Raw genomic sequence first — 26,008 nt, 5'->3', positions numbered from 1 at the left:
GTTAAACAAAAGAGGCTGCCCTTTCAGCAGCCTCTATATATAATATAACCAATCCTTCTATTGAAGAATTAACTTTTTAATCGTTGTTCCGCTTTCATGATCAATCTTCACGAAGTATGCACCGCCTGGCAAGTCATTCAGACTTAAATGAAGATTATTTTCCTCAGATGTTTCTCTGAATACAACTTCTCCAAGTGTGTTGGTGATTGTAATATCAACCTTGCCTTCAAGCGAAGTTTTGATATATACCTCACCACTTGTAGGATTTGGATACATTTCAGCCTGAAGTGTATTAGTTGTGCCATGAGCTGATGTCGCAATCATTACTACGCTCTCTGACTTCGGAGACAGGATAATAGGGGTGCCATTGGAATTCACTGCCTTGTTAGCTGTAAAGCCTATTGATAAATATTGTGCAGTTGGCTTCAGCCTCATTTTCAGGTTGGCAATTTTTCCATAACCTGTCTTTGAAGTCTTGTCAAATCTTACAAGTGATCCGTCAATTCTTCCGATAGATTCAAATGCTTTATAGACACCTATTGCTTGTGAACCTATAGTACCCAACCAGTTTTCTTTGAATGATAAGGATGCTGAGTTTGGCTCTACTGCATCTGCATTAAATTCTAGGTTGAATGCAATTCCATAAAGGCTGTTTACCGGAGCAGAACTTTTACCAGCCCAAATCTCTGCCTCTATGATTTCTCCAGGCACAGGTGGTTGTGTGAAAATTAGGAACAGGTCAGCTTCTGCAGCTATTCTTAAGTTACTTGACTTCGGATGGGTAAGCCCGTAGTTTTTGATGATAGCTAGTGTGTCCTGGAAGTAAACACTACCATTGCCATCGCAGTCACTGAACTTCATGTCAAGACCATTGCTCTGTAACTTGTTCCAGTTCTGTGCATCAAAAGCCTTCCACTCAGTGGATATGGATGCTCTTGGGATTCCTGTTTCTCCAAAATTCAAACCAATAGGAAGCATGTCATAAACATCTGCTACACCATTATTATCAACGTCACCAGGCCATACATTAGTTGCGGGAGAAATTTTGAAAATTTCACTGATGTAGTAGACTTTTGGATCCAACGGATCACTGGCTTTTAGCAACACATTGGACGAAGTAATCATAGGTATTTTCCAATAATAATAGAATGCGTTAAAAGATGTTGTTGCATTCTCTGTTATAAATATCCATGAGGCTCCACCATTAGTAGAATATTCAAGCTTTACATAGTCTGAGCTAAGATTTGCTGCTCTTCCGCCAACATATACTTCTGCAGACTGGGTAAGATCATCTCCCAGTTTCGGATACTCGATTTTGATTGATGGTACTATTTTGATGTCGAACTGATTATCAGTGACATCACTTACACAGCTCTCTGCATCCATGATCTTTAAAACTCCTGATAGGGTAGGTGTATTGGGAATCTGCCATGTATAGGAACCTGTATTAGGTATGGATGTAATGAATTGCCAATCAAGCCCTCCATAGGTGGAGTACATCAGATTGACATTCTTGACAGTACCTGTAGTTGTCCACTTAATTTCATGTTCACTATAAGTGTCCCATACTTCTCCTCCATTAGGAGCGGAAAGCTTCAAAGTCGAAGTTGTGTTTACATTTTGAATCTCAAATACCGCATCACTCACATCATATATCATAGGATCTTTAGCATCGGCAACCTTTATAAGAACTTTAGAGGAACTTAGCTCCGGCAATGCCCAGTTTTCATATCCGTCTTTGTAACTTGGGTTGGAATAAATTCTTGTCCATGTCAGACCATTGTCTGTTGAGTAATAGAGGTATACAGAGCCTACTCCTTTATTTTCCCAACGAATGACATTGTTGACACATGCTGTAAGCTTCTCTCCTCCGTTCGGAAACTTAACCGTAATCTCTGGCTTTGAAATGGTAAATGGCTTTTCATTCATCCCGTAAACAGCTGGGTTAGTTGCAGAGCTTACTTTGATAAACACCTTTGAAGATGAGATGTAGGGAACAGTCCATACAAAATAGCTTTCACTTGTAGATCCGAATTTGGTCCAGGTTTTTGCTGAATCAGCAGAGTAATATAGATTTACAGCCTGACTGGCAAGGTTTCCAGTAGACCAATATAGATACTGTGTGGTTCCTGCGTCCCAATTTTCATTGCCTTCCGGCTTGACAGTATAAATATATGGCACTGCCTCAATTTTAAATGGATTGCTTTGCGCTACAGCACAGCTTGCTTTGTCTGATATGCGGAAGAGAGCATTGACTGATGGATCGTTCGGTACTCTCCATTTATACGGACCATAAGAGTATACGTCTTCAATAAGTTTCCAGCTTGTGCCTCCATCTGTTGAATATTCGAGTAAAGCATTGTAAACATTACCTGTATTTTCCCAACTGATTGTTTTAAGACTACCAGTCTTCGTGTCATTGAATGTTGTTGTTAATTTTAAAGTACGTACAGGATTGTTAATGCTGAACATTACATCACCAATGCCAAAGGCACTTTCATCCCCTGAGTCTGTAATTTTTACAAAACATTTTGTTGAATTTTCCTGAGGCACAGTCCATTCATATTGATTTGGACTTACATTTCTAACGATGTTTTTCCATGTAGCACCGCTATCTGTGGAATAATATATATTAACGGCACTGCTTGGGGAACTCCAGTAAATATTGGTTCTCATACAAGCGCTTAACTCTTTCCCATTACTGAAACTTATATAGGAGAACGTTGGCTTGACAATCTTGAATATATATTGTGATGTCGCAAACACTGAAGAATTTCCGGCATCCGCAACTCTGATAACACAATTATCCGTGTATGTATAAGGAACTTTCCAGTAAATAGTGGAACCACTGTAATTGGATTCTATAAGTATCCATGATCTTCCGCCGTCTGTTGAATAGTGAACATTTACTTTTCCATTCGTAAGGTTGCCACTATTCCACTCTATTTCATGGTATGTTCCGGCGGTCCATTGATGTACATCGTCGGGGCTTTTCACAGAAATGAACGGAGCTGCTTTAATTGTAAATGCAGCATCACTTTCATCTGATGCGCAGCTTCCTTTGTCGCTGATTCGTACTTTGGCAGTACCGGGGTTATTATAAACTGTCCAGGCTTTTGAACCTGTATTAGCAACTTGTTCACTATAAAAGAGATCACCGTAAGAACTATTATTTATAGAAACTTCCAGTTTAATAAACTTAACTTCTTCAGGTGCAGTCCAGGTAATATTGCGGCTTTCTCCGGTTCCCCATGTTTCTCCTCCATTAGGTGAAGTTAATTTAATAGTTGGTTTGGTATTATCAATGGTAAATGCTACGTCACTGATATCAAATTGAGTAGCATCATTTGGATCTACAATTTTTACAAGACATTTGCTGGAACTGATGTTTGGAACATTCCAGCTTGAGCTGTAGTTTCCTATAAGCCCTCCAGGGAAGCTTGTCCAGCTGGTTCCACCGTCTGTTGAATAATATAGGTTACCGGTACTGTTTCCTGTCCAGGTTACAGTGGTGAAAGTACATGACTTTAATGTCTCTCCTCCATTAGGTGAAAGGATCGTAAATGCTGGTCTTATCATTGTGAAGACGGTATCGTTCATGTCATATATCGCAGGGTTATTGTAATCACTGACTTTTACATAACAATTTATAGATCCTGAGTTTGGTAGGGTCCAGGAATAGGCACCATCATTTACTTCTTTATCAGTTATGACTTTCCATGTCCTTGCAGAGTCTATCGAGTATTCGATCTTTACAAAAGAAGAACCCATATTCGTTGAACTCCAGAATATCGACTTAACAGTATTGCCATACCAGCTTTCTTTACCATTAGGTCTTGATACTCTTATTTTTGCATATTCTAGTGTGAATGCTGAACTGCTTATGTCAGAAACTGAAGCATTCCCCGCATCACTGATTCTGATAAGACCAGATGTTGACTCTAAAGTAGGAGTTTGCCAGTTATAGTTTCCGATGTTGCTTATGGTATCAGAAATGAGTGTCCATGAAGTTCCTGAATTCAGTGAATATTCAAGTTTTATTTTCCCTGCTATAAATGATGCATCCCAGTTTATTGTAGTTAAACTTCCGGCAACTATTTTTTCTCCTCCGTTTGGCGAAATCAAATTTAGTATAGGTGTACCTGTGATATTAAATGAGGCATTGCTAACGTCTAAGTTACAGATATTGTCAACGTCAGATATTTGCACCAATGTTTTTGAAGAAGAAACTCTGGATGGCAATGTCCAGTTGTAAGAGCCTGTATTGGTAACATATCTGTCAATGTATGTCCAGGTCGTTCCATTGTCAGAAGAGTATTTTATGATAACTGACTTTACTGAGGCGTCACTTGTCCATGTTATTGTCTTTTGGGTTCCATTTGCCCAGTTTTCTCCACCATCAGGACTTGTAATTTTAATCGTTGGTACAAAACTATTTTTGATGGTAAATGTACTGTTGCTTACATCAGACATTGTAGTGTCAGACTCTGAAGTAATTTTAAAGAGACAATGATCAGAGTTGATAGGAGGGACTGTCCAGTTCAATGAACTAATGCCGCTTTGTCTGTCCCGTGTGGTGATCTTTGACCACGATTTTCCATTATCGGAAGAGAAATATAAACTAACAGTATTAAACAATGTATTTGTCCAGGTGATAGTTGATGAAGCACAGGACGAAAGTATTTCGCCACCATTATGCGATAGTAGTCTCATTTCAGCCGGAGCTATGGTAAATGTACTACTACTCATTACCGTCAAGGAAGGATCTGAAGCTGAAGTAACTCTTACCCTACATTGGCTAGATGGGGTATTAGGAATCAACCAGAGATACTCCATTGTTGATGGTTGCTGTGTTGCGATGTTTGTCCAGGTCAGCCCATTGTCGGTTGTATAATCAACATTAACAGACTGCATTGGGGCATTGATCAGATTCCACACGATATAAGTTGTTGTTCCGATTCCGAGTATTTGTCCTCCATTAGGATTCGTCAGAGTAAAAAGCGGGATGGCTTCAATAGAGAAGGGAGCATTACTTTGATCTGTAGCACAACCTCCATTATCACTCACCTGAATAAGGGTCTGTGTAGAAGAGATGTTATTGGGGATAGTCCAATTGTATGAGCCGTTGTTTGGTAAACTATTAATAATGCTGGTCCATGACACACCGTTGTTGGTGGAGTAACTAATTCTCACAGTGCTGATACTACCTGTGTTTGTCCAGGTAATATTTTTCTGAGTATTACCTTTCAGTACTTCTCCTCCATTCGGACTAGTAAGTGTAATGGTTGCAACATTATTGCTGATGGTAAATACCTGTTCAGATATATCATTCAGGGAAGAATTATTATAATCCTGCACCCTGATCTTATTTTGCCCGGAAGCGGTTGATGGCACTTTCCATGTGTAGGTATTGTAGGTGTAATTATTGATGCCGCTGGCTATTGTACTCCAGCTTACTCCATTATCAGTAGAATGACTTATGTTTACTTTATTGGAAGTCTGTTCACTTGTCCATATTATATTCTGCTCAGAACACGCAGCCCAGTTTTCACCTCCATTCGGAGAGGTTAAAGTAATATTAGGGTTGGATATTGAAAACGCTGCATTGTTGATATCAAATGTAGAAGGATCGTTAGTGTCGTAGATTCTGATAAAGCATTTATCAGATTTCTCGTTTGGCACATACCAATCGAAGTTCCCTCCGAAATTGTATCCTCCTGTAATGCTTTTCCAAGTCTTCATGCTATCAACAGAGTATTCAAGCGTCAGGTTGATTGACTTCAGACTTCCGCTTGACCAGTACAAGGTTTTATAATTCTTGGAATATATTTTCTCATAGCTATTCAATGAGTTAATGGTGATAAACGGCATTGGTATCACATTGAAAAGAGCATCACTCTGATCTGTCACACAACTGTTGGCATTGTCAGAAACTCTTACTAGGTATTTTGAAGTAACATCTCCTGGGAGTCGCCAGTCGAAGGAACCAGTATTTGTAATTCCAGTTGCAAGTGTATACCAGGTGTTTCCTGCATCAGATGAATAACTTATGTTGACTTTATCGCTAACATTTACTCCTGTCCATGTAATGAGTTTTTGTTTTCCTGTACCCCAGCTTTCACCACCATTAGGACTGGTTACTGTAATTGTGGAAGAACCAGTGCCCTCTATAGAGAACTTTGCATTACTAGCATCTGAAATAGCTTTATTATAATAATCAACAACTTTAACAAGACAGTTTGAAGAAGCATTGCCTACAACCTTCCATGAATAAGTATTATTGCCGGTAGTTGTCGGAACAGCGCTGGCAATCAGGTTCCATGATGTACCACCATCAATAGAATAGTAAAGATTTGAGTAGCTAGAAATACCAAGGCTTGACCAGGTTATCGAAACGTTATTGCATCCATTTAATTTTTCTCCTCCATTCGGATAAATTAATGTTAGGGCAGAATTTATATTGAATGCAAAATTACTTTGATCGAATACGCAGGAATTGCTGTTGTCATTTATTCTTACAAGTGCATTGGTACTTGCTGTTGCCGGGAGAGTCCAGTTATAGGAGCCAGAGTTCTTGATATTATAAGCAATGTTGTTCCAGCTTGTACCTCCGTCAACAGAATATTTAAGATCAACATTTGCAATGCTACCTGTGCTTTCCCATAAAATTGTTTTAGCAGAACCGGTTGGCCATGTTTCTCCACCAATTGGACTTAGCACTTCAAATGACTTCAAACCATTATTGACAGTAAATGGAGTTGCATTTTCTGAAGACATGTTTGATGTTGTGCTTACAACTTTGATTCGGCATGACTTCGAAATTATGGCAGGAATTGTCCATTGATAGGTATTCTTGCCGTTTACATTTGATAAATCATTCGCAATTGTTTTCCATGTGGAACCATTGTCAGTCGAATAATATAAATTGACATATCCTGTATTGCCTTTGCTGAACCAGCTGATGGTTTGATAAGTACATCCCAACCAGCTTTCGCCGCCTGCAGGAGCGGTTAATGTGAGTACAGGTCTAACGATGCTGAATTTTGAACTTATACCATATGCCGTTCCATAACTAGCTCTGATAAAGCAGTTGTGAGAAACTATGTCAGGCACTTTGTAATTTTCTGAAGGATCAAAGTAAGCAGATGATATTCTCTTCCAGGTTCTTAATGAGTCTGTAGAGAGCTCGACAATATAGTTGGGAATATCCGTTGACCGGCTTATTGTGGCTCTGAAAGTAGAATAACTATACAATGAATCACCGGTTTTCGGTGCAGATACAATGATTGTAGGAATGCTTTGTACAGCGAATGACGCTTCACTGATGTCTGAGACGCAAGCGTTGGAAGCATCTGCTATGGAAACCTTGTATGACGATGAGGTCACAGTAGGAAAATACCAGTTGTATTTTCCTGTATTTGAAGTATTGTTGGCTATCGCAGTCCAGGTTGTGCCGCCGTCAGATGAATATTTGATGTTAACATAACTAATTGTTCCTGCTGTTGTCCAGAAGATTGTTTTGTCTGTTCCTGCCTTATAAATTTCTCCTCCATTTGGCGTTACCAGAGATAAACCAGGAGATGCGGGATTGGTAATTGTAAATTGAGCGTCGGATATATCAAACAAATCAGGGTTTGAGCCACTAACTACTTTAATCAGGCATTTGGCAGAACTCGTTGCCGGAACAGTCCAGTTATATGAATTGGCATAAACAGAAGATGCAATGGTATTCCAGGTAGCGCCCGCGTCTGTTGAATAGAACAAGTTATAATAATATGGCCCTACATTGGTCCATTTAATCTGATTAACAGTACATCCGCTAAATGTTTCTCCTCCATTAGGGGATGTTATTGTGATGTATTGCCTGATAATGGTAAATACACTGTCAGATATTGCAGACCTGGAAGGATTTGAAAAATCTTTGACTCGCACTTTTGCTTTAACAGACCCTACATCAGGTGTTTTCCAATAGTAGCTTCCATTGTTAGGTTCCTTTGCTGAGATGGCCGTCCAGGTTGAACCAGAATCTAATGAGTAATCTAGTGATACAAATTCAGAAAGGCCAAATGAACTCCAGTTGATGTAACCATTATCGCGTGAATAATATGAATCTCCAGCACTTGGTGATGTAATGCTAATGTTTCCAGTTTCTGTTACGCGGAATTTGGCATCACTGATATCAGTTATACATCCTGAATTATCAGATATCTTTATGAGGTAGTCTGTTGAAGCTTTGTTTGGTATAGTCCATTTGTATTTTCCTGTATTATTTATTGAGAAAGGGTGAGCATTGGACCAGTTGAGGCCTGCATCATAAGAATATGATACATAAACAGAGGGCACACTGCCAGTTGTTGTCCATTTAACTTCTGACTGGCTTGAAGTCCCAAAGCTTTCTCCCCCGTTGGGCGCAACAACTTTTAAGGTACCTCCGGAATACTGAATTGTGAAAGGTGCAGAGGTTTCTGTAACTCCTGGATTAGTTTTGCTCACTAACCTGATCAGGCATTTTGTTGAATTTATTCCTTCCGGGTTCCAGTATCTGGAATTGCTTCCTCCATAACTTTTAACACCATCAGCAATGATTTTCCACGTAACTCCATTGTCGGCGGAGAAAAGGATGTTAAATTCATTTAACCCTTTGCTTGTCCATGTAATAGATTTGGATATACAACCCGTTACTGTTTCTCCACCTGCAGGAAAAGTTAACGTCGTATGTTTACTTAAAGAGAGCGGTGTGAAGTTAGTTCCGGTTAAGGATGGGTTTCCGGCTTCACTGACTCTGAAGAAGCAGTTTGTTAAATTGCTATTAGGAGACGAGAAGCTATATGTGCCGTCATTTGCTTCATTAGTAGCTATAGTACTCCATGTCTTCATTGAGTCAGATGAAAACTCAATGTTAAGAAGTGCTTTGCTGTCAAGTTTGTTGCTATACCATTTAACGCTTCTGTTGGATTCATCCCAGGTGACATTGATATAAGGATTTTCTTTGATAGTGAAATTTTTATCGCTGTAATCAACAATACAAGGTTGTGAATTGTCATTGATTGCAAGCCTGTAATTATCACCAGCAATGGTTGGCGCAGTCCATAAATAGGAACCGGTATTTGGAATTCCCTGAGCGATAGTTGTCCAGTATATACTGCTTGTAGTATAGAATTGTAATGTCACATTATTGACAGTTCCTTTGGTTGTCCAGGTGATTTTTTTTGCGCTTCCTGTATTAATCACTTCGTTGTCTGTCGGACTCGTTATAGTTAAGGCATTACCTGTGTGATTAACTGAGAAGTTAGCACTGCTGTCTTTCTGAGAAGAGTTTGTATCTGTCAGTTTTATCCTGAATTGATTTGACTGTATTCCGGGAACTGTCCATTGGAAGGAATTTTCTGAAGCAGATGAAGATGCGCTGGAATTAATTGTTACCCAGTTATTGCCTCCATCAGCAGAGTATTCAATCTTTACATATCCACCAGGAGATGGGCCATTCCATTTTATGGTCTGGGCTGTACATCCGTTTAAAACTTCACCTCCTGCAGGGGAGGTCAGTTTTATTCCTGATTTGAGAATGGTAAATGCCGCATCATTAATGTCGTAAATATCTGGGTTAGAAGCCAGGCTTACCTTTATGAAAGCTTTAGTAGAAGCTTCTGCCGGGATATTCCAGTTATAACTGCTTTTGCCTTTCACAACATCTATCAATTTCCATGTTTTCGTTGAATCAACTGAATATTCCAGTTTTACCAGGGAAGAATCAACATTGGTTGGGGTCCAGTATAATGTTGTATTAACCCCTGATCTGTATGTTTGTCTGTCCATAAAGGAACTGACAGTAATAGTTGGTACTTTAACTATTGAAAAAGGCTTGTCAGTGATGTCAGTTGTGCAAGAGTTTGAGTAACTGGTTACATTGATGATACAGTTCTGAGAAGGAGTGTTCGGCACCTGCCATTTGTAACTCCCGGTATTGGCATTATAGGAAGAGATAGTCGTCCATGCATTACCACCATCAATTGAATATTTCAAACTCACATACGTGACATTTTTAGATGATGTCCAGGTGATGTTTTCCGATCTGGAAGTGCCAAGTGGTTCACCTGCGTTAGGATATGTGATTTTAATGTAAGAAGTATCTGTTTTAACAATTGAAAATGCCTTATCGCTTACATCTTCATTCGCAGGGTTGCTGGCATCTTTTATTTTTATAAGACAGTTTTCAACTGCAATTCCTGGCGCTGTCCATTGTGCCGTATTGTTACCTTCTTTATTTGAAAATGAACTTGTTCCGACCTGATTCCAGCTGGTTCCCATATCTGTAGAGTAGAACAGATTTATGTAGGATGAACCACCTTTGCTGCTCCATGTAATATTGTTTGTCGCACAGCCACTGATCGACTCTCCTCCGTTAGGAGTTATAATATTTAAATTAGGTTTTCCAATTGTAAAAACTTCGTCGGAAATATCTTCTGCAAGTCCATCACCGGTGCTTGTTGTACTTACTTTTACAAGGCATTTTGTTGAATACAAATTAGGAGGTGTCCATCCATAATATCCGACATTGCTTGCAAATGAACTTAGTGGGACCCAGGTGGAACCTGAGTCAATGGAATAGCTGACGCTGACATAGCTGCTGCTCATATTGCCGCTGATCCAGCGTATATCTTTATAATTTGAAGGGAATACAGTATCCTTTGAAGTATTAGGGAAATCAATTCTGAAGAAAGGAGCAGGGACAACATTAAAGTAGTTATCGCTCATATCTATGATGCATTCATTTTGAGCATCTGTAATTTTAACTAATCCTTTTGATGTAGTAGCTGGAGGAACTGTCCAAAGGTATTTGCCTGTGTTCGGAGCTGTAGTAGCCGTGGTCCAGCTTTTACCTTCATCTCCGGAGTAGTATATATTTACTTTATCAGAAAGACCTGTGCCAGTCCAGGTGAGATTAATTCTTTGACCTGTTTTGAGACTATCTCCGCCATTTGGAGAGGTTAATTTAATGTTTGCAGTAGAGCTTTTTGTTATGCTGAAATTATTACTAGTTCCGGAAATAGACGGTGTATAAAAGTCTGATATTTTTACAAGATATTTATTAGAGCTTAATTCAGGTGTTGTCCATTCAAAAGAGTTGTTTCCTATGAAATTTAGTACAGAGTTTCCTGCCTGATTCCAGGTGTTACCATTGTCAGCAGAGTAATAAACGTTTACATAAGGTGAAGTTCCCTTGCTGGTCCACTTAATGGATTTTTTACTGCAGCCTGTGAGCGCTTCACCACTAGCAGGCTGAGAAATTGTGATAGAAGGATTGGCAATTGAAAATACAGCATTGCTGATATCAACAGGAGTTCCGTCAGGATAGCCGGAAACCTTTATGAGGCATTTGTCAGATACAGTATTTGGAATGATCCAATCAAATACTCCATAATTGGATTCTGCAGTACTGATTTTCTTCCATGTGGCTCCAGCATCAGTGGAATAATGCAATGATACAAATGCAGAGCTGCTTGAGCTTCTTTCCCAAAATATCTTTGCTGTAGAATTAGTATAAAATGTCTCACCTCCATTGGGTCTGGTGACTGAGTAATTGGCCTGTTCCAGAATAGTAAAGGCAGAGTCGCTTTCTGAAAAAATACAGTTATTAGTATAGTCACTGACCCTTACAATACAATTGGAGCTTATATTATTATAAGGTAGAACCCAGCGATAGGAACCTGTGTTTTCTGCAGCAGTGTCAATGTTTGCCCAGGAAGCCCCTCTGTCGGACGAGTATCTTATCCTGACTTTTGAAATGGAACCGGTTTTATTCCATTTAATCAATTGTTCGCTAGTTGTACCCCATTTTTCACCACCTATAGGACTTAATAGTTGAAGCGATGAACTCGTTGTACTTGTAATCGAAAACGGAATGTCGCTGATATCAAAATCTGTTGGTGTGAAATAGTCTTCAATTTTGATAAGACATTTGTTGGAGTTTACCTGAGGCAGGTTCCACGAATAGGATTGAGGGTAATAACTAACCGATCGTGCGACAGGCTTCCATATTTTACCTCCATCAAGCGAGTAGTAGATGTTAATTCTGCTTACAGAGAAAGAGACTGTCCAGGTGATATCCTGGACTGTACAACCAAGATAAGAACCACCTGAATTAGGCGAAGTGACAGTGATAGCCGCTTTTGTATCGATGGTTAAAGACAATAATAAGACACACAACAATGTGTAAAAAACTTTTTTCATAAAGCTCCAATAAGTTTAATAAAAATTAGTCTTGAAAATTATTCCGAATAGATCGGGTCAATAAAATATTTAATTCCTTGAAAAAGAGTACCAATTTACCCATAAATACGTGATAACAGGAAATTCTTTTCTTGTTTTTTGAGAAGAAATAGGGATTTGGATACTTATTTATAATGAATATGCAAAACTAATTTTCGGCGTCTTGCTATTTTAAGTCTATAAATTTTATTGAATTAAGGACTAATTAAGAGTTGGTGAATAAATAGTAAAAGGTTTGATAAATAATTTTTCATGAAAAAATGAAAATTATTAGAGGATTTATACCGCCTGGGTCCAAGCTAAGGACTATCGGTATTTGATGACTCTAAAGCTCAAATCGATTACTTTTAAGTTGTCTGAATCTGGATTAATGCCAGATCAATGGTGTTTGGTATCCAATAAGTTTTAATTAAATTTAATCCCCATATATTTTAGTTGAGAAAATAAAATGAACCACAGAAATAGAATATATATCAAAATTTTCATTCTGATTCTCTGTGTTCAATTTTCAATAGACCTTGCCGCATATTCCCCTGATAAAAATATTCAACATTCACACTCCTTTTTTAAGAGTAAAAGTGATAGCACAAAATCGAAACTTCCATTTTTAACATTTCATGTGGGTTGTGCATTGGCATTACCATCAACCAGCATTCGATTTGCTGATAATCCGAATGCAGATCATTCTATGCACGTTCAAAAAGATTTTCTTCATTCTAGTAATTTTTTTGTTCCCAAAATCAATGTGATGATTGCTCTCAAAAACTCTTATCGTTTTACTTCCGATGTTTACTTTATCATGAGCAGAAAATCTTCAACTTTAGAAAGGGATATTCAGTTTGGGAATTATTTCCTTGAGAGTGGCACGGAGATTTATATGCGATTCAATTTTTTTGCAGGCAATCTCTCTTACATCCAGCCCCTGAGTAAAAATAAAAAATATAATCTAGGCGCATTATTTGGCTTAGCCGGGGCACATGCATTTTTCCATCTTAATGATGAAGTAAAAAATATTTCTATAGAAAGATCATTATGGTTTGCAAATCCTATCGTTGGATTGGATGTATATGGTTATCTGACAAAGAAAATTTTTTATCGTGCAGCTGTTAAGCTTTCTGCATCTCCTTTTAATAAATATGCTTATACCTATTTTACTTTTAAACCCTACATAGAATATCACCTTACAAAGAATGTTGGCGTAGGACTTAGGATGGATTATATGAACGTTTTTATTAAAGACATTCATCAGAAAAATTTCAAAGGGGAAATTAAAATGAATCTTCCGGTGATATCATTAGTGGGAGTAATCAGGTTATTTTAATATTCTTGTTAAAGGTGATGATTTCAACCGGAAGAATAAATTGGCGAAGTTTGTTGAATATTTATAGAGCTCAGCTTCTCAAAATCAAAAGGGCTGAATCTATTGAGAATTCAGCCTTTTGAGATATAAGATTCTCTTTTGATTTTGACCTTCTTTTATTTTCGATCTTTAGCCAATCATTATTATAACTATTTAACCATAATTAACTGTCTCCCGATTTTTCCATCATCCCCATAGATAATCAGACTATAAATTCCAGGAGAACAGCTTTCAATTTCCGGTAAAGTTAAGCGCCTTTCATTTCCAGTTATAGGTTTATCAATTATCAATTGCCCGATAGATGAAAATAACTGGACTGTATTAATTCTTTCTTCCGCTTCAATTATTAACATGTCATCAGCCGGGTTAGGTAAAACCTGAAGATTATTAAACTGAGCTTTCTGTGCGGTTGAAGTAATGACGCAGGTTCCCGGTAAATTATTATCCAGAAATTTTAATCTTGCAGTAAACCATTTCTTTAAAGTATCTATTTCTGCTGCATATGAAGATACACGGTATGCACTAAACCACAGATCTCCGCCGGGGAAGCCGGGAAATCCGCCACCACCGCCAGAACTAGTTTGTAGTAATTTAGTCCATTTGCTGAAATGGCGGGCCTGTGCTTCTTTAAGAGTGTCAGCATAAGCGTTGATAAAGGAATGTATATAAGCGTCGCTTAAAATACCTTGACGTAGCTCCAGATAACGACATTTTAATTCATTGGCAAATTTTGGATCTTGCAGCAATCGACCCCACATAGCAGGAACGGGAAGTGTTTCACACCCTTTATGTACCCAAGCCGTTACCTGATTCCCCTTGCAGAAATTACAGTTCCCGTATGCAAGATTGAGATCCCAGACTGGTCCTGCTTTTAGTTTTCCTTTGGACCCATCCTTGTCCATTTTCTCTTTGTAGAAGAATGCACTTCTCTTCAGTCCATCTGAATTCAAACTCACTTCTGTATGAATAAGGTAATCCAGGAAGGATTGCAAGCTGATATACTTTTCATACCCATTTACAGGGTCATTAAAATTCGGGGATTGAATAAGTGTTTCTACTGTGTCAATGTATTTTCGGATATATTCTTCCTGTGCAGGCTGAATATTTTTTGGTTCGGGGTAATGGTAAAGCCATGTAACAGTAGTGGAGGGCGTACCTCCGAACCCACCGCTGCCTGAGACAATTCCTGGAACCGTCGAATTAAAACTTTTATCTTCATCACTGTTTTTGGCATCAATCTTCATGATATATCCCCCGGTGAGATCAATTCCTGAAATGTCTTTAGCTTTTAAAGAAGCAGTTTGTACTCTGTTGTCTCCACGTTTAATGCTTTCTGTTAATACATATACTCCCTGGTAATTTCCATTTAATAAAACTTCGACCATGCGTGTTCTGGGCCCCCAATGATCCATTTTGTTCCACAGGTGATAGCCCAGAACATTACGAATCATAGATATATCGTTCCATGGTGCGTATAGGACCCAGTCTTTTTCTTTCGGCATTCCTAGTAATGAGGTGTCTAAGTTATTGCCAGCGGCATCACGGGTCTCAAAACCATATTGTTTTTGATCAAAACTTTGAGAGCTGTTCCCCCTAAGTTCTATTCCAATAGATCCCTTATAGTTAATTTGGGTATCCGTGACTTGATTGCGCTTTCCTGGGCCATTGTAAATGATCTTAATAGTCGCTGTAATTTTCGGGTCATCCGCAATTGTTTGCCCGTTTGTCTCCAGTACAACGATAGGAAGATTTGAAGAAGTAAAATTTACCTGTGCAAAACAGAGTGCACTGGTGAGTAATAGAAGATGAAGGAAAAAATACTTCATATGTTTTTTGTTAAGATTAAGATTTGATTATGCATGTGACCTGAAGACTTTATAAATGTCCCTTCACGTTGCCTAATTCCTTAAAATTGCTTAACAATTATTTAACACATGGTTATATCGGAGGCTTTCGGGTATTAATTTTTAATTGAAATGGTTTAAAAGTCAGAAGCGTTGTAGCGATTTAGTATGGTTATAGATTATCAGTCTTCCAAAGGGTTTCCTATTTCATCTGTAAGAATTTTTTGTACCCTTCCTACTTGTCCGTCATCAAGTTTAACTTTTATGCCTCTTGAGTGGTGAAGAGAGCTGGTAAGAATGGCCTTAACGATTCCATTCGTGAGTTTTCCGGTGGCCTGATCTTTTTTTAGAACGATCTCTACTTCCATTCCGGGTTTGATGTTCTTGCGGTATTGGTTTTGCATAAATTGACTAAAGCTGTTACTAAAAGAAATAAGATTTGCAGATTGATAGATTATATAATTCTGATATTTTCAATTAAATATTAATTTCCGCAAATCGCAATTTTGATAAATATTTCACAAAGGTTCAAAAAAAATGAATAAAATATTAATTATATAAAATGAAACAGGCTGCCTAAAAGCAGCCTGTTTCATTTATTTCCTTTTCTGAACCTAATCAATAAGAAGATATAACTTATTTCTTGATGATTTTTGTTGCAATGATTTCTGTTTCGGTTTGTACAATCACTGAATAGAAGCCAGGAGCAAGGCTTTCACCTATCAAAATTTCATTGGAGTGAATGCCTGTAATTTTTCCTGCAATTGCTCCAGATGCCGATATGATTGTCACTGATTCTATTGTGCCTTTATTTTCAAGGCTAATAGAAGTGAAGTTGTCAAATGGAAGTGGTGATACAGTGATCTCTGACTTAATAACTCCTACAGTTGATGTAACGCATTCTGTTTCAGATTTATTGCAGCCACAGTTTCCCGGAGCTATTTTGTTAGGATCATTTGGGCATTCGTCGCCAGCAGAAGCAACGTAACCTGTAGGTTGAGTGCATGCATCAATGGTTATTCTCGGATCTCCCTGGCCATCATTGTCGGTATCCTGATACCATATAGTTGATGTGATTTCCTCAATTTGAGTAATCCCGGATGTCGCTTTGCATCCATTAGCATCGGTTATTTCCACGCTATAAGCACCAGCAGATTTTGCTTCATATAGAGGATTTTCTCCAACCTTACTGCTGCCTTTATACCAGTTGTAGGTCGTTCCACCAACACTTGCCGTCAGTATTATGGATCCGCCTGAACAGAAATTGTTTGCAGGCGCAGTAATACGTGCTATTGGTAATGAAATTATAGAAATTTGTTTTACCTCGGAAGTTGATTTACATCCATTGGCATTTGTAACTTCAACAGTGTAAGCACCAGAAGTGTTAGCTGTATATGTGGAAGCTGTTCCAACTTGTGCAGTGCCGTTCAACCATTTATAAGAAGATCCGGAACTAGCTGTAAGTACTAAAGACTCACCTTGGCAGAAACTGCTTGCAGGCGCTGTGATTGTCGCAGAAGGTAAAGCATTTACTCCTATTTGTTTTACAGAAGAAGTTGCTTTACAGCCATTAGAGTTTGTAATCTCAACGGTATATGCACCGGCAGTTTTCGCTGTATAAGTAGAAGAGGTGCCTACCTGTGTAGTTCCATTTAACCATTTGTAGGAAGAACCTGAACTAGCTGTAAGCACTATCGATTCACCTTCGCAGAAACTGCTTGCAGGCGCTGTGATAGTAGCAGAAGGTAAAGCATTTACAGTTATTTCTTTTGCTGCTGATGTTGCTTTGCAACCGCTGGAGTTCGTCACTTCAACAGTATAAGTTCCAGCAGTTTTAGCACTATATGTTGATGCTGTTCCTACTTGATTAGTTCCATTCTTCCATATGTACGAAGAACCTGAACTGGAAGTCAGAACAAGTGATTCTCCTTCACAAAAACTGCTGGAAGCTGAAGATATGGTAGCAGTGGGCAAGGCAGACACAGTTATGCTTATAACAGATGACTCACCTGTAGCATTGTCGTTGTCGGTTGCTACTGCTTTAAGCGATAGGGTACCAGCAGCAGTTGGAGCGTACTCATATAAATATGGAGATGAATTGTCAGAGCCTAGTAAGGTTGAGCCATCATAAAAATCAACTTTGGAGATATTTCCATCTGTGTCAGTGGCAGTGGCGCTGAGCGTTATTTTAGTCCCCACACATGTAGATGATGTAGAAGAACTCAATGTTGCAGTTGGAGCTTTATTTACAGGAGTATCACAGCCACATTGTGTTGGCCCGTCAAGTGTTGCGCCAGCTCCACATGTTGTATTGGTGACAAGGCTTTGAACGTTACTTGCATTAGCTATTGTTAGAGAATATGGAGGAGTAAAAGAAGTGTTTTTACCTACAGTATTACCGGAAGTGTTTGTGAAGATATTGTTTCTGGCAGTAACTGCTGTAAAGTCATTTTCATAAAGGTCTATAGGCTTGTTGACCCCAATGAAAACATTACTTTCAATTAATAGATCGGCTTTATATCCTGCTCTGATGCAGCTGTTTGAAACTGTGCTATTGAAAAGGTTGTTTGCAAGATGTATTTTCCCAAATCGCACTCGAGGCATTCTTTCTACGCATCCTTGACCCCACCAGCAATATTGAAATGTAATTCTAAGCTTTCCATCATCCCCGGTAGCTCCATCAGAACTTCCTATTAGGTTTGTATATCTGTGGTCGTTAGATCCTCCGGATCCGCCAGCTTTTGGAGGTTTTAGATAACTGAATTTACACCATGTAGCAGTAATATAATCTGACGCTGTTTTTATATCGAAATTGCCATCCATACCATCTCTGAAATCGCAATGGTCTACCCAGAAATTTTGACAATTTTCAAGTGTAAGGTTATCATTCCCGTCTGTATCATAAGCACCCGGACCTTCAAATGTCAGGTTACGCATGATAAAATTTGTACATCTCTTAATGTAAAAAATTCCGGATCCGCTTGCTGTCATGTCGACAGAGACTATTTTGGAACCTGGTAAACCGATGATGGTTTTGCCGCTTTGGTCCTGAATATTGATCCGGCCTGCTGTAGGAAATGTAATAGTACCTTGTACATGTACCACTTTTACAGATGCCGTAGTTAATGCAGATTTTAAATCAGCATAAGTACTTACAACTTTTGGTGTCGCTGAACCTCCTCCCGTCACACTTCCGTTTTGTGTTGCCCATCCCACTACTTTGCACTGGTCCTGCGAATAAGCAATAGTTGAAGTGAATAAAACAATTGAGGCTAAGAGTAATCGTATACTTCTTCTCATGTTATATTGTATTAGTTGTTTTCGTTTAAAGATGTGTTCAATTGTATTGCTAATACCATTGAATATTTCGGAGGTAACGATTTTTGAATTTTTATTTTAAAAAATTGTAAGATATCCTGTTTAAGATATTTAGGGTTTTGAAATTCAATTTTTTAGATCTCGGTAGGATGCAGAATTGGAGGATGTAGTGAAAAGTTAATGCACTGATAAAAATATTAAATGCCTATTAAAATAAAGGAGATTAATGTGAATAGTATCTAAAATTACTTTAACTCTATTATTTGATTTGGAGGATTAAATTTCCAGATATGATTTTTGTCTTTAAATATAAAGTTTTGAGTAATTGTATCATTCAGAGGATTTGCATAATCATAATGAAAAGTTTTCGGGTCAGCTTTTTCGAAAATTTGCTCACGAACGTATACATTGTTTTTGTCTACAGCAAATGGAAGATATTCTGATTCATTAAAAATCCTGAATGATTGACCATCGCTATGTTTTATAATAATACCACTGTAAAATGCGAAATTTTTATCAGAGCCAAATTCATTCCCCAGGTAATTAAATGTCCCGGGATCAGCATTTTTAACTATGTAATCGGTGCAATAACAAACTCCATAATCCCTTCCTTCTTGGCAATTAATCTGTATTGGGTAGTAAACTTTATTTTTATCACGAGCATATTCAGTGCCCAGATATACTTCAAATGATGCTGTATCTGCGCCTTTCATGGGGTGATCATTATATTCAACATCTCCACAGTATACTTCACTACCTCTTCTGAAATATCTTTTTATTTTTTTATTGTTGTTTAACTTAAACCAGCCTTTAGAAGCTGGCCTGATGGTCTCCACATTTGCATAGTCTTCTTTTGTTTTTTTTTGTGAGCACGCAGAAGTCAGAATAATCAAAAAGAAAATCTGGGTAAGCAATTTTAGTTTCATAGTTAAAAGAGGCTACTTCTATTTTTAAAATTCTCATAGGCAATTTCTTAAATAATTTAAATGTATCAGTAGAAGTGTCAATTCTTTTTTGCTTTGAATGAATTTTAACTCTGTTATAACCAAGAGTTTTTATGGGCTTCATGAAAAATTTCATATTTCCCCTGATTTGAATGTTTACTTAATGACCTTTTGTCCATACCATTAATAAGTAGAAGTATATATTCTTGGGTTTTGATTAAAAGTGCTGGTGTGTAAGATGCTGGATGTTAGTTGTTTACTTTTAAAACAGAAATTTGATCGGCTTATAAAATATTTAATAGAATAAAAGAACTTCAATTAAAAACAACAGATAAAATATGATTTTAAAATTTACAAGATCTTTAATTGTGTTTTCAGTCCTGTTTTTTGCAGGACAGGCATACAGTCAGAAGTTTGAAGCTGAAAATGCCACCTTGGACGTATCAGTTGCTTCGCCTGCTTATATCATGGCTTGTGACAGTTGCTCAAATGGAAAGGTCGTGTCTACTCGCGAGACAGGTTTTACTCTTCCTATTAATGTAACAAAAGAAGCGAAGTACAATGTCTATATTAAAGTTAGTGCTGCATATGGCCAAAAAGTCAATACAGTAAAGCTTGATGATCTTACGGCTTCGCTTGAGCTTGCAGCAAATCCTGCCTATTTAAGAGTGAAGATAATGAGTAACCTTAAGCTTACAGCTGGCACACACACATTTTCTTTTATTAAAAGCTGGGGTTGGGTAAATGTAGATTACATAGAATTAGAGGAAGTTCAAGCAGCATTTTCTGCAAAGCTTGAAGCTGAGGATGGTACTCTTACTCCTTTGGCAAATGGGGCAGAAGTGATCTCTTGTGCTACCTGTTCAGGGGGCAAGGCTGTATCAACTAAAGACAGCGGCTTTAAAATTGATGCTGTTATCTCTAAAGCTGCGAATTACAATATTTACTTAATGGTAGCATCTCCAAATGGCAATAAGACAAATATCTTAACTTTAAATCCGGGGACTTCCAACGCGCTTTCTGTTGATTTCAGCACCACAGAGGCAGGATACGTAAAGCTTAAAGTGGTTTCCAATCAGAAGCTTACTGCAGGTACGCACGTGATTGAGATCAGCAAGAGCTGGGGTTGGGTAAATGTTGACTATATTGAACTTGAAGAAGTCGTTGGTGCCAGATTTAATCTGACACAAACTTTGTCAACTCCAAATCCTACTGATGAAGCAGCATGCCTTTACAATTACCTGCTTCAGAACTATGGAAAGAAAATCATTTCCGGTGTTATGACCCTTGCAAGTTTTGATGAAACAAATAAATTAAAGACTCAAACCGGAAAGGAGCCTGGACTTATGGGTCTTGATTTTATGCATAACAACAGGGGATATGGCTGGTATGATGAGCAGCTGAACCTTAAAGATGCAAAAACATGGACTGCAAAAAATGGAATCGTAGCGATGACCTGGCACTGGAGAGATCCGCTTAAAAAGACAGAAGGTTTTTATGTGCCAGATGGGAAAAAACCTGCAAACGAAGTAACTAATTTTGATGTTTCAAAAGTAAATGATCCATCCTCTGCTGAATATAAGGCAATGGTGAGCGATATAGATGCAATATCTGTTCGGCTAAAAGAATTTCAGGATAATAAAATTCCAGTATTGTGGAGGCCATTGCATGAAGCTGCCGGTGGATGGTTCTGGTGGGGAGCTAAGTCAGGTGCAGATCTGCAGAAGCTTTGGAGGCTCATGTATGACAGAATGGTAAATGTAAATGGCCTGAGAAATCTTATCTGGGTGTGGACAAATAATGGTAATGATGAGCAATGGTATCCTGGAGATGCTTATGTAGATGTGGTTGGTGTTGATATCTATGGTGTCGATGGCGATCATGGTTCTCAGATTTTAAAGTTTAATTCTTTGAATGAAAGATACCAGGGTAAGAAGATATTGGCATTGACTGAAGTTGGGACTAGTTCTGATGCCGATCTGCTGGTTAGAGACGAAGCGGCCTGGTCATGGTATATGCCATGGTATGGTGAGTTTGCTAGTGGAAATTTGGAAAAATATACTAACTGGGATTTGTGGAAGAAAAACTTTGGTCACGATTATGTTCTCACTCTGGATGAGATGCCAGCGCTCAAAGACATATGCACTGTTACAAGTGTGGATGGCAGTATAAATACAGATGCTGCATTTGAAGTATATCCTACTTTGATTGAAGATCAGTTAACCATAAAAGCGGCAGATGGAGTAAGCTCGGTTACAGTGTATAATGCAATGGGAGATCTGATCGGAAAATTTGAGGGCAACAGAGATAATTTAGTAATGCCTTTTTCAGAGCAAAGACCAGGCATATATTTCGTTGTTGTAAATGAGGTTAAAACATTTAAGGTTATTAAAAAATAAGGTTTAATAATGAATTTGGTAAAAAGGCTGTTGCTTTTTGCGACAGCCTTTTTTATGCTTCAATGCGTTAGTTGTCTGTATGTTGTGGGTGTTTTTGGTCGGCATTGAAAATTTGCACTTGTATTTTCTTTATCAGAATTAAGCAATGGCCATTGAAAAATCCTGTTAATCATCATAATCAATTACCTGGTTTTAACTTCGAATGGACTGATTAACACTGAATTTTTTTTAAATGCAGAATCCCAGTTTAAATTTCATTAAATTGTATGGCTAAATCAGAATTCATTTAATGAAACAGTTACTTTTTATTTCCGCATTCTTCTTGTTTTCCTTAAGCCTGTTCGGGCAATCTTCGGATTTAAGAAAATTTAGAAATGGTAGATTTAGGGTTCCGTCAGACACCGAAGGAGATTATATTATCATTCGTAAAGGTTCGCGCCAGATTGAGTTTATGGAAAAAATAGGAGTGGAAGCTGAATTTATTGTGAAATGGAAGAGTGACAGTGTTTATACATTAAGACCAGCAAAAGGCTCTGTCAGATTATTTCCGAAATTCCCTAAAAATGCTGTTTTAACAGTACGGATACTCAAGGCAAAAGAACACTCTTATATACAGTTGACTAGTTCTAATTTTGACGAGTATAAATATACGTCTGAGATTTTTAAAGTTGAGGACTAGAATGTTTTGAGTTAATCGAATACATTTCATTAACCAGTTTGTAAATAGATGTATTGGAGGAGTAAGCTTGTTTATGAAGTTGATAATTATATTGTTGATGGAATAAGATATAGTGATCAAATGATTACGATAACAAAATGAAATTCTAAAGATGGATTGGAATAAAGTGGCCCACTAAATGTGGGCTGCTTTATTTTTGTATGGCTTTCATATAACTTTTTCAAAGTTGAAATATTAAAAATATTGAATGGTGCAATTCCTGTTGCCCAATCTAATGTTGAATTTCCCAATACAATATGACTGTTGCCAGGAACACCCCCTAGAACAGCCAATGTCCATGCTGCGATAAATTCATGTTTAGTATGCTCAATATGCAATCTCTTAAGTTATTGAGGTGGTTTATTAATGCTGCCAGGGAGATTGCCTGACCAATAAGTGTTGTTGAAGTAACGACCATAGATATTGCGCCAACTCTCGGAGTATAGCTTCCAGCTGTAGTTGCAATACAGGAAACAGATTGGGCTATAAGAATTGTTGATATTGTGTTCATGTCAAATCTTAAAGACTTATATGCACTGATGCAAACTGCTGCTGAAGGATTAGAGATAAGAATACAGCTAAGAAACTTGTCAAGTTCTGTTACTGCCGAAAGTATTAATGTTGCCGCAATTGTTGAAAATACCGCTGCCGATAACATTATAGCAACAGATCTTCCGGCAGCAAAGAGCCCTGAATTTTTTAGAATAGCTGTACCAATGAGTCCGGCTGCTAATGCAATTGCTATTCCTCCGGAGGTTAGCAATGCTAAAACTGAGTTGAAATCGCACATATGTTTTTGTTTAAAAGTGAAAAATGTTTACTGGAACAAATTTTAATTAAAAATGAAAATGCGTTGCAAGCACTATTGAGTATTAACAAAAGTTACATCTTGATCACCGTCTTTGACCAAAAGTTTTTTCGCTAATCCGCAGTCCTGCTAGAAATAGATTTTTTTAAGACACTTATTAATTACTACTGATTGAATATGACGAGAGAACGTCCTTTTATTTAGTAGTGTAAACTTAGCAGACCAGGTCGCAAATCATTTGCGTTTGAAAAAAGTAGTTATTTATTTTCTATGAGGCTAATTAAAAAAAACTGGGTTTAAAATAATTCCAGGCTTTTTGTTAGTAGTAAGTATAATGATGAAGCAATAAAGTCGCAATTGTGATCTTTACTTTTTGTATCTATAATGTCCTATGATTTTGTAGCTGAATAAACAATCTTCCATAACCTGTCCTGCACCTATATTATGCACCACAAGATATCTCTGACCATCTGCGGATCTATTTTTAACCACAATGCCAATATGCGTTACAGCATCGTATAAATTCCAGCAAACGATATCCCCAGGTTGATAATCTTTTGGATTCTGAGAAATAATTTTTGTACTGTTATGTCTTGAGAAAAACATCATGAGATTGGGTACTCTTCTGTGGTCTATGTTTTTGTCTGGTTTTGTGAGCCCCCATTTGGTAGGGTAGATTTTGAAGTTGACTTTCATATCTTCATGTACTTCTTTCTGAAGGTCAATGCCAAGCTTTCTGTAAGCACGGATTACGACATCCGTACAAACTCCTTTGCCATTAGGAATATCTCCATTAGGATAATTAATTACAAAGTACGTAGGATCATATACTACTTTCTGTTTGGTTAATACAAAAGCAGAGTCGGCTAACCTTTCATAAAAGTTTGTTTGAGCAAATGCTGAACTCAAAGTTATCATGAAAAAAAAGATGATTAAAAAACGGATCTTCATAGTTTGAACGTTTGAAAAAAAAATGATATGATGTTCGACAAAAAGATCAAACAAATGAAGTGCCAGGCTTTGGTGGATAAAGGTTGATTATCAAATTAGAAGGAACTAGATAATTCATCAGCACTTCCTAAGGTAAAATCAATTCTTTTTTCTACCTTTTATTCAAATGGTCTCAACTTTTTTATTCGACACTTGAAAAAACACTTTAAAAGCATATACAATTGTAGATTGGTCAACATAATTTATTCAATAATACAGGTCTTAATTTAGAAAATATATAAAAATGAATAAGGTGGAGAAAAGATTCCCTTTACAGAAAGTTTCACATGATCTTCTAGATTTTTGGGAAAATAATTTGCAAGCATTTAAAAATGACCCATCAGTTAAGGAACCTGATTTATGCATTGCTTATTATATGGCCCAGTATACACTTATACATTTCTTCGGTCCAAATTGGTCCGAAAACAACGTTCAACTAAAATATCTGCCCAAATTAGGTAAACTTGAAGTAAACTTATTTGATCAACCTTGGAAAACTCCAACAATAAAAGTTAAAAATAATTTCCTTTATGTATTTCCTCTGAATAAAGAAGAAGAAATTAAACACCAAAATAGGGTTATAGATTTGGCTGAGATGCTTTTTAATCTGCAAAATATAGAAGGAATTGAAGAGGTTTTTAAACTAATAAGTAATGGAGATATAGAGGCTAACTATGCAGTCTTGCAGGGAGCTAAACTTCTTTGTTTGAGTAAACAAAACTTTTATTTTGTAAAGCCGCAGGGAGAAAAGAGAAAAGATTATGATACCAAAATTTGCTTGGCAAATGGTGAAATCCTGTATTGCGAAATGAAAAGTAAACTTGAAAAAACAGGATTGACCAAAGGGACTATTCTGAATACATTAATAGACGCACGAAAGCAATTGCCTGAAAATTCACCTGGTGTTATATTTTTAGGCTATCCTGGAAGCTGGCTTGGAATAAATGATTTACCTGATATGCTGGGAAAAGCTATTAATGAGTTTTTAAGGACGACCAAGCGAATTGTGGCACTTATAATATTCGTTGATGAATGGCAGTACATTGAAAAAAAGGTAATACGTATTTTAACTTCTAATGAAATTGTAAATACAAACTCGCCTCATTATACTAAAATTCCAATTGAAGGAATTTTACCATCTTACAATAGTAACCTTAGTAATTACAGGTCATTTATTAGAACATCTCCAATTACACCCTTAGATGGACCTTATTTTCTTATTCCAATGGATGAGAATTGAAGTGATATTCACATAAAGAAATACTGATTTACTTTATTTTACAAATTAGGAAGAATGAAAAATATGTAGGCTCAGGCTATAATTATAGTCGAAGTATGTTTGAAATTTTTTAATATG

The 26,008-nt window shown here is 37.4% G+C and carries 11 protein-coding genes; 4 read left to right on the top strand and 7 right to left on the bottom strand.

The window, feature by feature from the left end; translation table 11 throughout:
- Window positions 1-57: 57 nt before the first annotated feature.
- Window positions 58-12,231, bottom strand: coding sequence for a Ser-Thr-rich GPI-anchored membrane family protein (locus K350_RS0110350; RefSeq protein WP_028979853.1), 12,174 nt, complete (start codon window positions 12,229-12,231; stop codon window positions 58-60).
- A 487-nt stretch (window positions 12,232-12,718) separates the two neighbouring features.
- On the opposite strand from K350_RS0110350, the gene K350_RS0110345 reads away from it, so the two are divergent.
- Entirely contained in the window at window positions 12,719-13,591 is an 873-nt protein-coding gene (locus tag K350_RS0110345; protein ID WP_028979852.1) for a hypothetical protein, read from the top strand.
- Between the two features lie 188 nt (window positions 13,592-13,779).
- Here K350_RS0110345 and K350_RS28230 read toward each other — a convergent pair whose 3' ends face one another.
- The 4 genes from K350_RS28230 to K350_RS0110320 all read right to left on the bottom strand — a co-directional run bounded on the left by K350_RS28230 (window position 13,780) and on the right by K350_RS0110320 (window position 19,718).
- The gene (locus tag K350_RS28230) at window positions 13,780-15,456 is read right to left on the bottom strand and encodes a CotH kinase family protein (protein ID WP_051313031.1); all 1,677 of its coding nucleotides are present in this window, start codon (window positions 15,454-15,456) and stop codon (window positions 13,780-13,782) included.
- Window positions 15,457-15,656: 200 nt separating this feature from the next.
- The gene (locus K350_RS0110330; protein ID WP_028979851.1) at window positions 15,657-15,878 is read right to left on the bottom strand and encodes a YwbE family protein; all 222 of its coding nucleotides are present in this window, start codon (window positions 15,876-15,878) and stop codon (window positions 15,657-15,659) included.
- Window positions 15,879-16,110: 232 nt separating this feature from the next.
- The gene (locus tag K350_RS0110325) at window positions 16,111-18,774 is read right to left on the bottom strand and encodes a pectate lyase family protein (RefSeq protein WP_028979850.1); all 2,664 of its coding nucleotides are present in this window, start codon (window positions 18,772-18,774) and stop codon (window positions 16,111-16,113) included.
- A 263-nt stretch (window positions 18,775-19,037) separates the two neighbouring features.
- The gene (locus K350_RS0110320) at window positions 19,038-19,718 is read right to left on the bottom strand and encodes a DKNYY domain-containing protein (RefSeq protein WP_028979849.1); all 681 of its coding nucleotides are present in this window, start codon (window positions 19,716-19,718) and stop codon (window positions 19,038-19,040) included.
- Window positions 19,719-20,074: 356 nt separating this feature from the next.
- Between K350_RS0110320 and K350_RS31005 the strand changes: the two genes are divergently transcribed.
- Window positions 20,075-22,135: a glycosyl hydrolase gene (locus K350_RS31005; protein WP_081670954.1), complete on the top strand. Its 2,061-nt coding sequence runs from the start codon at window positions 20,075-20,077 to the stop codon at window positions 22,133-22,135.
- A 289-nt stretch (window positions 22,136-22,424) separates the two neighbouring features.
- Window positions 22,425-22,814, top strand: a complete 390-nt coding sequence (locus K350_RS0110310) for a hypothetical protein (RefSeq protein WP_028979848.1) — start codon at window positions 22,425-22,427, stop codon at window positions 22,812-22,814.
- Between the two features lie 319 nt (window positions 22,815-23,133).
- Here the strand turns inward: K350_RS0110310 and K350_RS32330 are convergent, their stop codons facing one another.
- Together K350_RS32330 and K350_RS0110295 are read right to left on the bottom strand one after the other, a co-directional pair.
- Complete coding sequence (locus K350_RS32330; protein WP_156026994.1) at window positions 23,134-23,643, bottom strand: hypothetical protein; 510 nt, start codon at window positions 23,641-23,643, stop codon at window positions 23,134-23,136.
- Between the two features lie 384 nt (window positions 23,644-24,027).
- Window positions 24,028-24,579, bottom strand: coding sequence for a DUF1287 domain-containing protein (locus tag K350_RS0110295; RefSeq protein WP_211236732.1), 552 nt, complete (start codon window positions 24,577-24,579; stop codon window positions 24,028-24,030).
- A gap of 316 nt (window positions 24,580-24,895) precedes the next feature.
- On the opposite strand from K350_RS0110295, the gene K350_RS0110290 reads away from it, so the two are divergent.
- A complete protein-coding gene (locus tag K350_RS0110290) occupies window positions 24,896-25,891 on the top strand; it encodes a hypothetical protein (RefSeq protein WP_028979844.1) in 996 nt (331 codons plus the stop codon).
- The last annotated feature ends 117 nt before the right edge of the window (window positions 25,892-26,008 follow it).

This window comes from Sporocytophaga myxococcoides DSM 11118, assembly GCF_000426725.1.
Lineage (GTDB): Bacteria > Bacteroidota > Bacteroidia > Cytophagales > Cytophagaceae > Sporocytophaga > Sporocytophaga myxococcoides.
Note: the sequence above shows the minus strand (reverse complement) of the source record. Positions and strands in the feature narration are given on the sequence as shown.

Excerpts from the sequence above, each read along its gene's own strand:
- K350_RS0110350 (WP_028979853.1), bottom strand. The coding sequence starts at position 12,231 with ATGAAAAAAGTTTTTTACACATTGTTGTGTGTCTTATTATTGTCTTTA.
- K350_RS0110345 (WP_028979852.1), top strand. The coding sequence starts at position 12,719 with ATGAACCACAGAAATAGAATATATATCAAAATTTTCATTCTGATTCTC.
- K350_RS28230 (WP_051313031.1), bottom strand. The coding sequence starts at position 15,456 with ATGAAGTATTTTTTCCTTCATCTTCTATTACTCACCAGTGCACTCTGT.
- K350_RS0110330 (WP_028979851.1), bottom strand. The coding sequence starts at position 15,878 with ATGCAAAACCAATACCGCAAGAACATCAAACCCGGAATGGAAGTAGAG.
- K350_RS0110325 (WP_028979850.1), bottom strand. The coding sequence starts at position 18,774 with ATGAGAAGAAGTATACGATTACTCTTAGCCTCAATTGTTTTATTCACT.
- K350_RS0110320 (WP_028979849.1), bottom strand. The coding sequence starts at position 19,718 with ATGAAACTAAAATTGCTTACCCAGATTTTCTTTTTGATTATTCTGACT.
- K350_RS31005 (WP_081670954.1), top strand. The coding sequence starts at position 20,075 with ATGATTTTAAAATTTACAAGATCTTTAATTGTGTTTTCAGTCCTGTTT.
- K350_RS0110310 (WP_028979848.1), top strand. The coding sequence starts at position 22,425 with ATGAAACAGTTACTTTTTATTTCCGCATTCTTCTTGTTTTCCTTAAGC.
- K350_RS32330 (WP_156026994.1), bottom strand. The coding sequence starts at position 23,643 with ATGTGCGATTTCAACTCAGTTTTAGCATTGCTAACCTCCGGAGGAATA.
- K350_RS0110295 (WP_211236732.1), bottom strand. The coding sequence starts at position 24,579 with ATGATAACTTTGAGTTCAGCATTTGCTCAAACAAACTTTTATGAAAGG.
- K350_RS0110290 (WP_028979844.1), top strand. The coding sequence starts at position 24,896 with ATGAATAAGGTGGAGAAAAGATTCCCTTTACAGAAAGTTTCACATGAT.